Here is a 14,288-nt window from a genome sequence, read left to right on the forward strand (position 1 = left end):
TTCATTCCGTGGCGGCAGGCCCTTGACCGTGGAACGCCGGCGAGCCTAGAGAGGAGGAAGATCGTTGTCCGGCGAGTCGAGCCATATGCGCTGCCCTTCGGGAGTCACGGTGATCCCGAAGCGGTCGGACTCTGGCCTTCCGGCTTGCAGCCACCAATCATAGGCGGCTTCGAGGGAATCCCAGAGGCGTCGAGCCCCCTGCTGCCGCACGATATGCTTACCGTGAGGTCCCGGGGTGAGGGAAGCCCATGAGTCGGATGTGTATTCCGAGATCCGGTAAGTGTAGCTGCCATCTCTGGGGAAATCCCCGGAAGCCTCGTGCCCACCGCGAAGCGGGCAGTGGAACCGATTTCGAAGACCTCGCGCGGGAAGTGCGACGATCTGCCGCCGAACATCCCGAGGCAGACCCGCCCGCTTCTCCTGTGCCATCTCCTCAATCTAGCCCTCAGAGCGCACACAGCTCGCCCTTGGAAAATATTCACCCTGCCGTACGCCACCACAATCAGTCCCTCATTCGGCTTGGTGAATTCAAGCAGCCGCGCGGCGGCGACCCTCCGGAGCGGCGGGGAGAAGCTCCGGGGCCGAGGCGCTCGCATCTCTGCTCTCGATCACCGCCGGCACTGGCCGACTTTGTCCCTGCGCGCGATGGAGCGGATGCGGTGCTGCCAGGAGGTGTCCAGATTGTGGGTGGTGCCGTCACGGACGAGCAGGGGATAGCTGTTTCCCCTGCAATGCGGCTGGTCGTAGATGTACCAGTCGCGGCCGGTCAGATTTCTCCAGGAACGAGCGATGTTGGTGTAGGCGCGCACGTTCTCCTCGAACTCGCGGCGGTCGACGGCTACGCTGCCGTGCTGAAAGTAGCCGACGTACAGACAGAACTCGCCGTTATCGCACCGGTGGTCCTTGGGCCCATGTTGCTGCGCGGACGCAGCGGGCGCCGTAAGGACGGCCGTACCTGCCGAGACCACCATGAGCGCGATGGCCGTGGCTTTACCCTTCATCCCGATCTCCCTTCGTAATCGAATGATTACTCACTGTTACATGGGTCGGGGTGCCGGAGCTAGTAACCGCACGGGAAGTGTTAGGGAGCCCGGCTGGGCGCCTCTTACCGTCACTGGCCGTTCCGATGCCGATGATCTCGGCGGCGACGGCGGCCCGGGCGTGCGGCTTCTCCGCGCCCCCGGCGAGCGTCTGCGAGACCCACGGGCCGCTACCGGGCTGTCACCTCACGATCGCCGGACCAACGCTGAACGGGGCGTTTCGCGGCCGGATCCGGGCTTTGCTGCGGCGCCGGTGAACGATGAGCGGGGGCGACGCGTCTGACCGGCGTGGGTGGGGTGGCACCGCACGGCGCGGCAGGCGAGCCGGACCCTCGCGCCGAGCGCTCGATGGGCGTGCACGTCGGGGGATCCCGGTGACAGGCTGGCGCGCTGCCTTTCACCACCTCGTGTCCCAGCTGCCGCCAGCCGTCCACGGCGAGGTCCAGGATGAGCGGCGGCGCGCAGGTGGTCGCGAGCGCGCTGACGGCTGCCTGCTGTTCACGACCGCGTTTTCGGGGGGCACGCGTGACGATCACGCCCGCCTGCAAGCAGTACCGGCTCAACATCGAGCGCGGAGGGCTTCCACCCGGCGACCGCGAGGGTCGGTTCATCGAGATTGCTGCCCCAGGGCAAGAGAATGCGTCCTGAGTCGCGACACTGTGCAACCCATGTGTATGGGATGTCTCGCACGGAGGCCGTTGCGATAACTCGGTCGTACGGAGCGTGCTCAGGATGTCCAGAGGCGCCGTCCCCGGTGATCACGGTCACGGGGAAGCCCGCCTTGTGCTGGGCTGAACGGGCGTGGTCTGCGATATTGGGATCGACTTCGACGGTCGTCACATTCTCGGCGCCCGCGAGCTGCGCCAGCAGTGCAGCGTTGTATCCGGTGCCCGAGCCGATCTCAAGGATCTTCATCCCGGCTTCGACGTCGAGCATACTGATCATTTCTTGCATGAGTGAGGGTGCGCTGCTGGAGCTCGTGGGTTCCAGGCCCCTGTCCGTGGCGCCGTCATCCACCTGAGTGATGATCGGGTCATCGCTCTGACAGAGTTCTGCCCAGTCAGAGGGGGCGTCCTGTCGGCGGAGGGGAACCAACCATCCCTCGTCCCCCCCACACCCAGACCGTGTCAGGTATGAACATACTTGCCGCTACCTCCGCATACATGGCACGAGGCCGCGAACAAGGGTCCGTGGGGGATGGGCGCGACCTTATATGGAGGTCAGTGCACGCAGCTCTCGCGCGGCCGGGAGGGTTCGTGCCTGCCGGGGCAGCGCGGCGAGGATCTGGCTTGTCATGTGTTGACGGAAGAGCGTACGGCTCTGAGTGTGCTCGTGGAGAGTGGTCAGCGTTTCTTCGAGCCCTTCGTCGATGTCTCCGGTTCTGATCATTCTCAAGCTGTGAATGAGGCGGAGATTTGCCGTTGGCCCGAGGGTTCCGGGGGGGATGAGAGCGAAAGACTTATCCGTCGCGTTTTGGGCTCGCGAGTCGCCGATGGCGGTAAATATATATGCCTCCTCCCAGTGGTGTATGGATTCACGCCACCCCCAAAAGTAGGTGGAGTCGGCCACTGTCGAGTCTGGAAGCTTGGTGAAAACCTCTGTCATCTCGTTCATTGCTTTCGATGCAGAGTTTCCATCACCTTGAAGAGCGGCCAGTCCGGCCTGCACCGCATAGGCGCGAACCAGCCCTGCGGAGGGCGTGCCCTTAGAGATTGCGACTGCCTCCTTGGTCAACGCTTCGATGTCGATGGCGGGCATTCCGGCATAAAGGCCGCCTTCGGCTTCCTTGCTCCGGATCCAAACGCTAAGAGAGGTGTCGTTGGACGTGTCGGCGGCTCGCCGTGCCAGGTCCCATGACATTCGAGCCTCGCGCCGGTTTTCGGTGTTTTCGAGCTGAACGGCCATCAAGGTCGAAAGCGCGGCATTGGTGCGCAGAAGCTCGTTCTTGGTGGATTGGGTGTTCTCGCGGTGAGCGAGCTCACTTACCGCAAGAAGGTCGGCGGTCAGGTCGCGGATAAGGAACCCGGCCGGCTTTCGTGGCGTCAAGTAGCCGTATTCGCGTATCGCGCGTTGCCAGCGGTCGATGTCCACGGGCTGGTCCAGGACTTCGTCGAGGCTGGAAAGGACGGTTTCGAAGGTGCCGGGCGGGATCGCGGTTCCGGTGGCTACGGCGGTGATGATCTGGAGTGCGGCGCGTCGCTTCACTTCGTCGTCCTCCTGGTCGGGAGCTGGACTCCGATCCACAGTACCGCTCGGTATCTCGGATGTGCCTACGGCGGGGCGCCTCTGCGTGAAGTGTGCGTGTTCGTCTGGTGCACCCCGGTAAGGGTCTTCTGTCGCTTGGGGAACAGGTTGTAGTCCGAGGAGTGGGCCGGGGATGCGGAGGCCGTCGCGGAGTGACTCGAACTCTTTGATCGAGTAGCGGCGTCGCTGGCCGTTTAAGATCTTGGATATGTTGCCCTGGTTGGTGTTGATCAGGTTTGCCAGGGCTTCTTGGGTGAGTTGTGTGACGTGGATGTAGATCTTCAGTACTGCTCGGAGGTCGCGGTTGGTGAGGGCGTCGCTCATGGGTGGTTCGGTCCAGAAGCGTTCCGGGAGGGGTGGTGGCTCGCCCAGTCGGGCGCGGGCCTCCCAGGCGCATGATCCACAAATGTAGCCGGGGCTGTAACGGTTGAGGGTGTTGCCGCATCCGGAGCACTCGTGCAATTCGGTCATTTCGCAGCCCTCTTCGAGTGGACGGAGCCGGTGCACGCATATTTGCATACCTTTTGGCGGCGCGTAGCGGGGTTGGCTTAACTCGGTGATGCGGGGTTCTGCGACTCGCCTTTGGCGCGGACTCCGAGTGGAAAAGAGGCGACCCCGGACGCGGTGACTCGACCACCGGCCGGGGCCTAACCGGAAATGAGGTCCGGCTATGGCCAGACTAGCCAAGCGGGACGAGGAAGACGAGGGTGAACGTCCCGATGATGCCGAGCACCCGGATGCTTATGGGCGGCTTGGGGCGTTGATGTCGCGTCTTCAGATCTACGGGTTGAAGACGGTTCTGCAGCGGCGGAGCTTGATCGTGATCAACCCGAACCTGCCGGGGTGCTGTGAGGGCGCCCCGCAGCCCGCCGACACGATCACGTGCAAGCCGCGCCCGGACGACGGCGGGCGCCTCTGGTACTTCACGTCCTGGCAGGAGCCGATCGCCGAGGCCGACCACGTCGTGGACGCGGCGTTGAGCGTGGCCACCACTCTCGGCGCGCCGACGGACCAGAGCGGCGCCGGTGAGTGATTCCGAGCGCGGACGCGGGGGGACGGGTGGTGCGGCAGAGCCCCCCGCGTCCGCTTCACCTGGCGAACGGCTGACGGAGCTGGCCTCGCTGGTGCGCAGGCGCTTCTCCGGCATCGCGCCGATACTGCCGCACGGGACGGAGATCCTTCATCTCATCCGTTCGGGGAAGGGACCCCATTACGTCGTCTGGGCCCGTCACCGCCTGGCCTACCTCTGGTACTGCGGGCCCGACCACGGCGCGCAACTCGGCACGACCGCCGAACAGGCCACCGAGACGATCGGACGGACGCTCGGCCTGCCACCCGCCCAGGCACCGTCCGAACCGTAGAAACCGGCGCGGTGGTGCGGTCGACTCCGCCCCCGAGGTCCCGCACCGCCGCGCCTTCCCCGCGAGATCTTTTCCGTGCCCGACGCGTTGTCCCCTCCGCGATGAGGTGCACGGTGATGGTGCCTGGGAGGGTGCTGTGAATCTCGGTGAACTGGGGTCATTCCTGAAGTCGCGGAGGGATCGGCTCGGCCCGGAAGCCGTCGGCCTGCCACCGGGGACGAGACGAAGGGTGCCGGGTCTGCGCCGCCGACGAGACCAGCCACCTGCTCCACCTGGCGGGACACCCCGCGCCGTACGGCGCGGAGCCGGTCCAGATGCTGTCCGCTCTGCGTGGGCTCATGGAGCGCCTGGGGGACACCCCCGCCATGGTGATCACCGACATGCACGAGGTCGTGGTGCAGAACCACGCGGCGCAGGTCTTAGTGGGGCCGCAGGCGGGACTGTCCGGGATCCGGGCCAGCTTCCTGTTCCACTGGTTCACCGCCCCGGCGACCCGTGACCTCTACCCGGCGGAGGACCACGATCGCCACTCCCGGCTGCTGGTCTCCGACCTGCGTGCGGCGGTCGCCCGCCGGGGCCCGCGCGACCGGGCCGCCGCCGATCTGGTCGGCCATCTGCTGGCGTCCAGCGGCGAGTTCGCCAGGCTGTGGCGGGCCCACGAGGTCACGGTGCGGCACGAGGAGGACAAGCGGGTGGTCAACCCGGTCCTCGGCACTCTCAAGGTCACCTGCAACAGCATCGTCACCGCCGACGCCGCGCAGCGGCTGCTCTGGTTCGCCTCCGACGACCCGGGCGTCGTGCCGGCGCTGCGCGCCCTCGATCCCGCCGAGGTGTGGCGCGGCACGCCGGGCCCGGCGTTCGGGCTCCACGCGGCCTGGGGTTGACCACCCCAGTCTGCGCGCTGTTCCCTCGGGCACGGCCTCGGCATCGTGGACGGCGGCGGCACGGTGAGCGGGCCGTCCTGTCGGCTCTCAGTCGGCTCTCGACGGGCGCCCACGGAACGCGGGAGGCACGCATGGGCATGACCATCCTGATCACCGGCGCCGGTTCGGGGTTCGGCGCGCTGTCGGCGCGGGCGCTCGCCCGCGCCGGGCACACCGTCTACGCGGGGCTGCGCGCGACCACCGGCCGCAACTCCGGCCGTGTCGCCGAGGCCACCGCCTACGCCAGGCGGCACGGGGTCGATCTGCGGACCGTGGAGCTGGACGTCCTGTCACAGGGGTCGGTCGACGCGGCGGTCGAGGCCGTCCTCGCCGAGACGGGCGCCGTGGACGTGGTCGTGCACAACGCCGGGCACATGGTGCTCGGACCCGCCGAGGCATTCACTCCCGAGGAACTCGCCGCCGTCTACGACACCAACGTGCTCGGTGCCCAGCGGCTCAACCGGGCGGTCCTGCCGCACATGCGCGACCGGCGGAACGGCCTGCTGGTATGGATCGGCTCCAGTTCCACACGGGGAGGCACCCCGCCCTATCTCGGCCCCTACTTCGCCGCGAAGGCGGCCGCCGACGCCCTCGCCGTCTTCTACGCGGCGGAGCTGGCCCGCTTCGGCATCGAGACGGCCATCGTCGTCCCCGGCGCTTTCACCTCGGGCACCGACCACTTCACCAACGCCGGCCACCCCGCCGACGAGAGCGTCACCACGGCCTATGACGAGCTCTACGCCGGGCTGTCCGCGCAGGTGGCCGAGCGGCTCGCGGAGCTGACGCCGCCCGGCGCCGACGTCTCTCTGGTCGCCGACGCGATCGTCGGGATCGTCGACGCCCCCCATGGCACGCGTCCCTTCCGCACGCACGTCGACCCCGCCGACGACGGTTCCGAGGTGGTGAGCATGGTCGCCGACCGTATCCGCGCGGAGTTCCTGACCCGCGTGGGCCTGGCCGACCTCCTCGCACCGCACCACCTCGCGTAGGGACGAGGCCCGGCGTGGCCCTGGGGACGGGTCAGCGGTAGCCGGTCAGGCCGTCCGCGAGTTCCTCGTCGTCGCCGTCCTGGAGGGCGGCGAGGGCCTGCTGCAGGGCGAACGTGCCCTGGACGGCGGCGATGCGGTCCGTGACGGCCGTGCTCGTCCAGCCGCCGAGGGCGCGGATGCGGTTCAGGAGGTCGGGGCCGTGACCGGCGCCGATGGCCGCGAGGTCTTCGGCGGGGTCGCCGAGCGCGGCCTCGTCCCAGTCGACCACGCCGGTGAGCCGCGGAAGGCCGTCCCTGGTCTCCCACAGGACGTTCTCGGGGCCGAGGTCACCGTGGACCACCGCGTCGGTGAGATGGGGGAGGCCATCGAGGGCCTGGAGCTCTTGTTCGGCGCGGAGACGGCCGTGCGGGGACATGAGCGGAAACAGTTCCGCGCGGACGTCCGACGCGAAATGCCGCCAATGGTCAGGCGAGGAGTGCGGTAGCGCCGCCCGGATCTCCTCGTCGCCTCCGGCCTGCGCGAGTGCGTCCAGTAGGGCGGTGTACTGGATCGCTACGGACTCCTCATCGAAGAGGACGTCGTCCAAAGGCACGCCTGGGATGCGGCTCAGGACGAGGTGTTCTTCCCCTTCCGCCAGTGGTTCGGGGATACCGAAACCGAGATCGAGCCTGGAGAGCGCTCGCAGGACGGCCGCGTGCCCGGGGAGCCGGGCGGCGGCGGCAGGGGTCCGGGGAAGACGGACGACACGGTCCGAACCGAGCACCACGCGGTGGAACTGGCCTTCGCGCACCGTGAGATGGCGGATCTCGTCATGTGGCAAGAGCCCCGCGAGCAGGACTCGATGCAGGACGTCCATTGGCGGCTCCATTAGCGCGGCCGGGCGACGCGAGCCTCGTCCCAGACCGGCGTCGGGGACTCGTAGACCGAGCCGTCCGAGCCGAAGACGAGGAAACGGTCGAAGGAACGGGCGAACCAGCGGTCGTGGGTGACGGACAGGACGGTTCCCTCGTAGGACTCCAGGCCCTCCTGAAGGGCTTCGGCACTGGCGAGGTCGAGGTTGTCGGTGGGCTCGTCCAAGAGCAGGAGGGTCGCACCGCCCAGTTCCAGGAGGAGGATCTGGAGGCGGGCCTGCTGGCCGCCCGACAGGGTCTCGAACGGCTGCTCGGCACAGAACTGGAGCTCGTACCGGGCCAGGGCGTTCATCGCGTCGTTGCGCAGGCGCGCGTGCTCGGTCATGACGATCTCGCAGGGCGTGCGTCCGGCGAGGTCGGGGCGGGCGTGGGTCTGCGCGAACAGGCCGGGGACGACGCGGGCGCCGAGCCGGGCGGTGCCGGTGTGCGCGACGGGCTCGACCGGCACCGCGCCGCGCGGGAGGGCCTCGGCGATCGCGGTGAGCAGCCGCAGGAAGTGCGACTTGCCCGAGCCGTTCGAGCCGAGGACGGCGACGCGCTCGCCGAACCAGACCTCGGCGCCGAACGGCTTCATCAGCCCGGTCAGCTCCAGGTCCTCGCAGATCACGGCCCGCTTGCCGGTGCGGCCGCCGCGCAGCCGCATCCGCAGGCTCTGGTCGCGCGGCGGGACCTCCGGCGGCCCGGCCTCCTCGAACTTGCGCAGCCGGGTCTGCGCGGCCTGGTAGCGGGACGCGAGGCCGTCGTTGTAGGACGCCTTGTTCCGCAGCATGAGGACGAGCTGCTTGAGCTTGGCGTGCTCCTCGTCCCAGCGGCGGCGCAGCTCCTCCAGGCGTTCGTTGCGTTCGCGGCGGGCCTCGGCGTAGGTGGCGAAGCGCCCGCCGTGCACCCAGACCTGCCCGGACTCGACGGTGATGATGCGGTCGGCGGCGCGGTCGAGCAACTCGCGGTCGTGCGAGACGAGCAGGACGGTCTTGGGCGTCTCGCGGAGCCGTTCCTCCAGCCAGCGTTTGCCGGGGACGTCGAGATAGTTGTCGGGCTCGTCGAGCAGGAGGACCTCGTCGGGGCCGCGGAGCAGCGCCTCCAGCGCGAGGCGCTTCTGCTCACCGCCGGACAGCGTCCTGACCTCGCGCCAGCGGCACGAGTCGTAGGACACGCCGAGGGCCGCGACGCAGCAGGCGTCCCAGAGGACCTCGATCTCGTAGCCGCCCGCGTCGCCCCACCCGGCGAGCGCGGTCGCGTAGCGGAGCTGGGTGGGCTCGTCCTCGCGCTCCATCATGGCCAGCTCGGCGTCCTCGACGGCGGCGGCCGCGGCGCGGACCCGCGGCGGCGCGGTCGACAGCAGCAGGTCATGGACGGACGACTCGTCCCGGACGTTCCCGATGAACTGCCGCATCACGCCCAGCCCGCCGCTGTGCGCGACGGTGCCGTCCTGCGGGGTGAGATCGCCGGAGATCAGCCGGAGGAGAGTGGTCTTCCCGGCGCCGTTGGGTCCGACGAGCGCGGCGGTGAGGCCCTCGCCGACGCGGAACGAGACGTCGTCGAGCAGGACGCGGCCGTCCGGCAGCGCGTGGCCGATGTGGCCGACCTCCACGTGTCCCACGGTGCCCCCTGAGGTGCCTTTCGGCGACGGATCCCGCCGTCGAGTCTCCGGAGGGGACGGCGAGGCAGTCAAATCAATTTCGCCCGGCCCCTGGACGGTGCCGGCGGAACGGGCCGGGAGACCGCCCGCGCAGCCCCGCGACCAGCGGGGGCGCACCGGTAACGACGGGGTGCCGAACGGGTGATGCGTCCGTGGGGCCCATCGGCAGTCAGTACTCTGAATCCCGTGAGTCGAGAAGGTGTGACGCCGCAGAGCGAGGATTTCTCCGCCTGGTACAACGAGCTGGTCGTCCGCGCCCAGCTGGTGGACCGCGGTCCGGTTCGCGGCACGATGGTCATCCGCCCGTACGGTTACCGGGTGTGGGAGCTGCTCCAGGCCGACCTGGACCGGCGGATCAAGGACGCGGGGCACGACAACGCCTGCTTCCCGATGTTCATCCCGGAGTCCTACCTCAAGCGCGAGGCCGAGCACGTCGAGGGCTTCTCCCCGGAGCTGGCGGTCGTGACGATCGCGGGCGGCAAGGAGCTGGAGGAGCCGCTGGTCGTGCGGCCGACCTCCGAGACCGTCATCGGCGAGTACATGGCCAAGTGGATCGACTCGCACCGCGACCTGCCGCTGCTGCTCAACCAGTGGGCGAACGTCGTCCGCTGGGAGATGCGGCCCCGGATGTTCCTGCGGACCACCGAGTTCCTGTGGCAGGAGGGCCACACCGCGCACGCCGACGAGGACGAGGCGATGCGCGAGACGATGTGGGCCCTGGACACCTACGCCGCCGTCGCCCGCGAGCTCGGCGCGATCCCGGTCGTGGCGGGGGAGAAGACGCCCGGCGAGCGGTTCGCCGGAGCCGTCCGCACCTACACGATCGAGGGCATGATGCGGGACGGGCGGGCCCTGCAGTCGGGGACGTCCCACTACCTCGGCACGAACTTCGCCAAGGCGTTCGAGATCCAGTACCAGGACGAGGACGGGAAGCTCACCCTCGCCCACACCACGTCCTGGGGCATGAGCACCCGGATGATCGGCGGCGTCATCATGACGCACGGCGATGACCAGGGCCTGGTGCTGCCGCCGCGGCTCGCGCCCCACCAGGTCGTGATCGTCCCGATCGGGCGCAAGGAGCAGGGCGAGCGGACCGCCGCCGAGGCCCGCCGGCTCGGCGCGGCGATCAAGTCGATGGGCATCCGCGTCCACGTGGACGACAACCGGCCGCAGCTGTCGCCGGGCTTCAAGTTCAACGAGTGGGAGATGCGCGGCGTCCCCGTCCGGGTCGAGCTCGGCGCGCGCGACCTGGAGGCCGGGGTCGCGACCGTCGTGCGGCGCCTGCCGACGGTGGAGGGTCAGGGCAAGGAGCAGATCCCGCTGGAGAAGGTGCCCGAGCTGCTGCCCGGGATCCTCGCCGACTTCCAGTCGTTCCTGCTGGCCAGGGCGGAGGCGTTCCGCGAGGGCAACACCGCCGACGTCGACGGCTGGGACGCCTTCGGCGCCCAGGTGTCCGGCGGGTGGGCCCGCGCGTTCCACTGCGGCCGCCCGGCCTGCGAGGACGAGATCAAGGCGGAGACCGCCGCGACGCCGCGGGTGATCGCCGCGGACGCGCCGCGGGAGGAGGGCGCCTGCGTGAAGTGCGGCGAGCCGTCCGCCTACGGCAAGCGCGTGATCTTCGGTAAGGCGTACTGACGGGCGGGGCGGCCCGCCGGGTCACGGCCTCTCGCCGTCGCCCGTGCGGCCGCCCCCCGATATCCGGGTCAGATAGGGCTGGACGAACCACGCCCACGCCGCCACGGCCACGATCGCCGCGGCGGTGGCGGCGGTCGCCGCCGTGCGGTCGGTCAGCGTGTGGACGATCAGCGTCGTGGACGCGGCGATCGAGGCCGCCAGCGCGTACGCGCCGATGATCCCGAACTGGTTGGCGCGCCTGATCAGCAGCGCCTTGCGGTCCTGCCGGAAGAGGATCCGGTGCTGGAACACCGGGGCGATGAAGCAGATCGAGGCGAGTGCCGCGCCGAACAGCGCGATATAGAACATGATCTTGCCGTTGCCGTTCACGCTGCGGAAACCGGTGGCGAACGGCACCGTCAGCAGGAACGCGAACATCACCTGCACGCCGGTGACGGCGACACGGAACCCCTGGAGCAGTTCCATCAGCTGACGGTCGAGCCGCTCGTGCTCGGTCTCGTGCCGGGGCTTGGATTCAGGACCGACGCTCATGGAGTTCCTTTACCCGACAAAAAGCCCAAAATTCAGGCCAGGGGCGGGCTCCGGCGGCTTCCGGCGTCAGTCCAGCGTCGGCGCCTCGACCCGCAGCACGAGCATCGACACGTCATCGCGCAGGTCGCCGTCGCAGAACTCCAGCAGTGTCCGCTCGACCCCCGCCAGCATCGCCTCCGGCGGCCCGCCCGCGTGCGCCGCCAGCGCCTCCAGCAGCCGCTCCTGCCCGAACTCCTGCCGGTGCAGGTCGCACGCCTCCAGCGCCCCGTCCGAGTGCAGGACGAGCGTGTCGCCCACCCCGAGGTCGATGGTGTCCAGCCCGGCCTCGAAGTCCTCGAACAGTCCGAGCGGGGTACCGCCCCGCGACGCCGACCTGATCACCCCGTCGGCCCGCACGACGATCGCCGGGGGATGCCCCGCGATGCCGAGGGAGACCGTGACGCGCTCGGTGTCCAGCTCCAGCCCCGCCAGCACCGCGGTGACGAAGCGGTCCTCGTCCAGCAGCGCCTCGTTCACCAGGCTGAGGATCTCGGCCGGCCGGGTCCGCCAGCGCGCCGCCAGCCGCACGCCGTGCCGGGCGGCGGACGTCACCGCCGCGGCGTCCTCGCCCTTGCCGCACACGTCGCCGAGCACCAGCCCCCAGCCGCCGCCCTGGACGCGGAACACGTCGTAGAAGTCGCCGCCCACCTCGGCGCCGCGCGTCGCGGTCATGTACCGGGCGGCGACGCTCACCCCGGGGATCGCCGGCAGCGACTTGGGCAGCAGCCCCGCCTGCAGCGTCTCGGCGACCTCCGCGCGCCGCCGGTACAGCCGCGCCGCGCGGATGACCAGCGCCAGGTAGCGGCCGAGGCGCTGCACGACGCCGAGGTCCAGCAGGTCGAACGGCCCGTACTCGCCGCTGGCCGCCAGCGTGATCGCGCCGATGCAGCGGTCGCCGTCCTCCACCGGCACGCACAGGACCGACGTCGCGCCGATCTTGGCGCAGACCGGCTGGCCGTCCGGGCAGGAACCGAGCAGGTCGAGGTTCTCCACGTGCGGCCGCAGCGCGCTCTGCCGCGTCGTGAACACCGTGCGGGGCAGCGTCCCGGGCGCCGGCTCCAGCTCCTCCAGCATCCCGACGGCCGCGACGGAGTGCTCGTCGGACGGGCCCATCACGACCTGCCGGCGCAGCGGCGGCGCCGAGCCCGCGGCGTACCCGCCGCCGCCCTGCGGGGGCGTCCCCGGGCCGTCCGCCCCGGTGAGGTCGATGAACGCCCAGTCGGCCAGCTCCGCGGCCAGCAGCCGCGCGCAGCGCCGCACCGCCACGGTCTCGTTGAAGACCGGCTCGTCCAGCAGCAGCTCGCTGGCGGTGGCGAGGACGTCCATCCGGTGCACGATCGTCGCGACGGTCTCGTCGTCGCCCGGCGCCGGCGCCGCGCCGGGCGCCTTGGCCTGCTCGGCGGCGCCGTCGCGGGCCCCGCCCACGCCGGCGGGAGTGCCGGCGGCGCCCGGCCGCGTTCCGGCCTGGGCGGGCGCCGCGTTGTCGACGGGGGTGTTCGTCGGGCCCGCCGCCACCACGACCATCGGGTCGGGCTCGCCGCGGATCCACACCCGGGCCAGCGTCACCACCGCGTCGATCGGGCGGTCGCGGCCGAGGAAGCGCACCGGGACGCGCCGCCGCCGCCCCGTCCGGACGGCCGCGGCGAGCTGCGAGCGCACCGCCGCCCTGGTCGCGAGGTCGCAGAACGCCGTGAACTGCTTGCCGGACACATAGCCCGAGGACGTGCCGAGCAGCGCCGCCGCCTGCCGGTTCACCCGCCGGACGCTGCTGTTGCGGTCCAGCAGGAACAGCGGGACCGGCGCGTCCTGGAAGACGGTGCGCAGCACCCGCCGCTCGTTCTCGGCCGCGGCCGACCCGCCGGGCTCCCCGCCCTGCTCGCCGCCGAGAGTCCGCAGCGCGGTGAGCGCGAGCTCCAGCTCGACCAGCGCCGCGTCCAGCGTCGCCCGCAGGTCCGGCTCCGGCATGCCGGCGGCCTGGCGCAACTCGCCGATGCGCCCCTCGAGATCGGAGATCTCCCGCATCAGGGTCTCCGGTTCGAGCTGGTCGGACTGGTCGTGCACCTGGTCTCCCTCTCGTCCGCTGAACACGGCGAAACCAGATCGGGCTCGTGCTCGGCTCCGGCGGCCCGTGATCTCGGGCCGCTGATGCGAAGCCTAATCGGCCTCCCGACGTGCGACCTAATGCCGGAGTCAGGTGAGGCCCTGGTCGCCGACGATGCGCTGTGCCAGTGCGGTGAGTTTCACATGGCGAGTCTGGGAGATCCGGCGCATCTCGGCGAACGCCTCGTCGGCGTCGCAGCCGAGCGCGTGCATGATGATCCCCTTCGCCTGGTCGACCACGGCGCGCGCCTCGACGGCCTCCTGGAGCTGGACGGCGGTGCGGTGCACGTCGTCGTACTGCTGGGAGTTCGAGACCGCCGCGCTGCCCTGCGCCATCAGCAGCGCCGCGAGCGCGTGCCGGCCGTCCCCGAGCGACTTCGGCGTCACCCCGAACAGCGTGAGGGTGACCAGGACGGGCGGGTTCAGGTGCGGGGACGTGCTGAAGCACCGGACCCCGCGGCGGAGCATGTCCGACATGGCCTCCGGCCAGCGGGTCTCGGCGAGGATGTCGTCCGAGCCCAGCGTCCGGCGGTCCAGCACCACGTCGAAGATCGGGCCGCGGCCGCGGGACAGCTGCCGGTCGATGACCTCGGCCAGGTCGGGATGGCTGGCCGCCGCCGCGAGCGGCTCGGGCCGCTCCCACTCCGCGGCGTCCCCGGCGGGGAGGTCCCCATCCGGAGGGGCTCCGTCCCGTCCCGCCGCGGAGACGGCTCCATCGGACCCGGGGCGGGACGCGGCGGAGGCGGTCCCCATGGCCGGTTCTGGCAGTCCTGACGGTCCTGGCGGGGCGTTCTCGGGCGGTGCGGCCTGCGGCGGGACGGGGACGGCCCGGCCGCGGCCGGGCGGCGCCCCCCGCGCTCCGGTGGCGCCGAGCGG

At 70.4% G+C, this 14,288-nt stretch carries 13 protein-coding genes; 5 read left to right on the forward strand and 8 right to left on the reverse strand.

The annotated features are described in order from the left end of the window. Window positions 1-608: 608 nt before the first annotated feature. The 3 genes from E1291_RS31030 to E1291_RS31040 all read right to left on the reverse strand — a co-directional run bounded on the left by E1291_RS31030 (window position 609) and on the right by E1291_RS31040 (window position 3,608). Window positions 609-1,001, reverse strand: coding sequence for a peptidase inhibitor family I36 protein (locus E1291_RS31030; RefSeq protein ID WP_131741639.1), 393 nt, complete (start codon window positions 999-1,001; stop codon window positions 609-611). A 537-nt stretch (window positions 1,002-1,538) separates the two neighbouring features. Then, on the reverse strand, window positions 1,539-2,057 hold the full coding sequence (locus E1291_RS31035) for a methyltransferase domain-containing protein (protein WP_131741640.1): 519 nt from the start codon (window positions 2,055-2,057) through the stop codon (window positions 1,539-1,541). A gap of 192 nt (window positions 2,058-2,249) precedes the next feature. After that, window positions 2,250-3,608: an XRE family transcriptional regulator gene (locus tag E1291_RS31040; protein WP_131741641.1), complete on the reverse strand. Its 1,359-nt coding sequence runs from the start codon at window positions 3,606-3,608 to the stop codon at window positions 2,250-2,252. 439 nt (window positions 3,609-4,047) lie between these two features. Here E1291_RS31040 and E1291_RS31045 point away from each other — a divergent pair, with 439 nt between their 5' ends. The 4 genes from E1291_RS31045 (at window position 4,048) to E1291_RS31065 (ending at window position 6,557) form a co-directional block, all read left to right on the forward strand. After that, window positions 4,048-4,317 (forward strand): hypothetical protein, encoded by a 270-nt coding sequence (locus E1291_RS31045; protein ID WP_131741642.1) that lies wholly within the window; start codon window positions 4,048-4,050, stop codon window positions 4,315-4,317. A gap of 91 nt (window positions 4,318-4,408) precedes the next feature. Further along, window positions 4,409-4,645, forward strand: a complete 237-nt coding sequence (locus E1291_RS31050) for a hypothetical protein (protein WP_131741643.1) — start codon at window positions 4,409-4,411, stop codon at window positions 4,643-4,645. 314 nt (window positions 4,646-4,959) lie between these two features. Then, window positions 4,960-5,529 carry an MmyB family transcriptional regulator gene (locus E1291_RS31060; RefSeq protein ID WP_165495367.1) on the forward strand — a complete coding sequence of 190 codons (570 nt, stop codon included), beginning with the start codon at window positions 4,960-4,962 and terminating at the stop codon, window positions 5,527-5,529. 131 nt (window positions 5,530-5,660) lie between these two features. Next, window positions 5,661-6,557 carry an SDR family NAD(P)-dependent oxidoreductase gene (locus E1291_RS31065; protein WP_131741645.1) on the forward strand — a complete coding sequence of 299 codons (897 nt, stop codon included), beginning with the start codon at window positions 5,661-5,663 and terminating at the stop codon, window positions 6,555-6,557. A gap of 31 nt (window positions 6,558-6,588) precedes the next feature. On the opposite strand, the gene E1291_RS31070 is transcribed toward E1291_RS31065, so the two are convergent. Then, complete coding sequence (locus tag E1291_RS31070; RefSeq protein WP_131741646.1) at window positions 6,589-7,413, reverse strand: phosphotransferase family protein; 825 nt, start codon at window positions 7,411-7,413, stop codon at window positions 6,589-6,591. 11 nt (window positions 7,414-7,424) lie between these two features. Continuing rightward, window positions 7,425-9,068 carry an ABC-F family ATP-binding cassette domain-containing protein gene (locus E1291_RS31075; protein ID WP_131741647.1) on the reverse strand — a complete coding sequence of 548 codons (1,644 nt, stop codon included), beginning with the start codon at window positions 9,066-9,068 and terminating at the stop codon, window positions 7,425-7,427. Window positions 9,069-9,293: 225 nt separating this feature from the next. Between E1291_RS31075 and proS the strand changes: the two genes are divergently transcribed. Continuing rightward, window positions 9,294-10,742 carry a proline--tRNA ligase gene (gene proS, locus E1291_RS31080; RefSeq protein ID WP_242614481.1) on the forward strand — a complete coding sequence of 483 codons (1,449 nt, stop codon included), beginning with the start codon at window positions 9,294-9,296 and terminating at the stop codon, window positions 10,740-10,742. 21 nt (window positions 10,743-10,763) lie between these two features. On the opposite strand, the gene E1291_RS31085 is transcribed toward proS, so the two are convergent. The 3 genes from E1291_RS31085 to E1291_RS31095 form a co-directional block, all read right to left on the reverse strand. Continuing rightward, on the reverse strand, window positions 10,764-11,273 hold the full coding sequence (locus E1291_RS31085) for a DUF6328 family protein (RefSeq protein ID WP_131741648.1): 510 nt from the start codon (window positions 11,271-11,273) through the stop codon (window positions 10,764-10,766). 66 nt (window positions 11,274-11,339) lie between these two features. Next, window positions 11,340-13,373: a SpoIIE family protein phosphatase gene (locus E1291_RS31090; RefSeq protein WP_242614482.1), complete on the reverse strand. Its 2,034-nt coding sequence runs from the start codon at window positions 13,371-13,373 to the stop codon at window positions 11,340-11,342. Window positions 13,374-13,502: 129 nt separating this feature from the next. Then, entirely contained in the window at window positions 13,503-14,165 is a 663-nt protein-coding gene (locus tag E1291_RS31095) for an ANTAR domain-containing response regulator (RefSeq protein WP_131741649.1), read from the reverse strand. Between the last annotated feature and the right edge of the window lie 123 nt (window positions 14,166-14,288).

The organism is Actinomadura roseirufa (assembly GCF_900659635.1).
Taxonomy (GTDB): Bacteria; Actinomycetota; Actinomycetes; order Streptosporangiales; family Streptosporangiaceae; genus Spirillospora; species Spirillospora roseirufa.

Coding starts and splice junctions, on each gene's coding strand:
- E1291_RS31070 (WP_131741646.1), bottom strand. CDS start 7,413: ATGGACGTCCTGCATCGAGTCCTGCTCGCGGGGCTCTTGCCACATGAC.
- E1291_RS31065 (WP_131741645.1), top strand. CDS start 5,661: ATGGGCATGACCATCCTGATCACCGGCGCCGGTTCGGGGTTCGGCGCG.
- E1291_RS31095 (WP_131741649.1), bottom strand. CDS start 14,165: ATGGGGACCGCCTCCGCCGCGTCCCGCCCCGGGTCCGATGGAGCCGTC.
- E1291_RS31045 (WP_131741642.1), top strand. CDS start 4,048: ATGTCGCGTCTTCAGATCTACGGGTTGAAGACGGTTCTGCAGCGGCGG.
- E1291_RS31030 (WP_131741639.1), bottom strand. CDS start 1,001: ATGAAGGGTAAAGCCACGGCCATCGCGCTCATGGTGGTCTCGGCAGGT.
- E1291_RS31060 (WP_165495367.1), top strand. CDS start 4,960: ATGCTGTCCGCTCTGCGTGGGCTCATGGAGCGCCTGGGGGACACCCCC.
- E1291_RS31085 (WP_131741648.1), bottom strand. CDS start 11,273: ATGAGCGTCGGTCCTGAATCCAAGCCCCGGCACGAGACCGAGCACGAG.
- E1291_RS31040 (WP_131741641.1), bottom strand. CDS start 3,608: ATGAGCGACGCCCTCACCAACCGCGACCTCCGAGCAGTACTGAAGATC.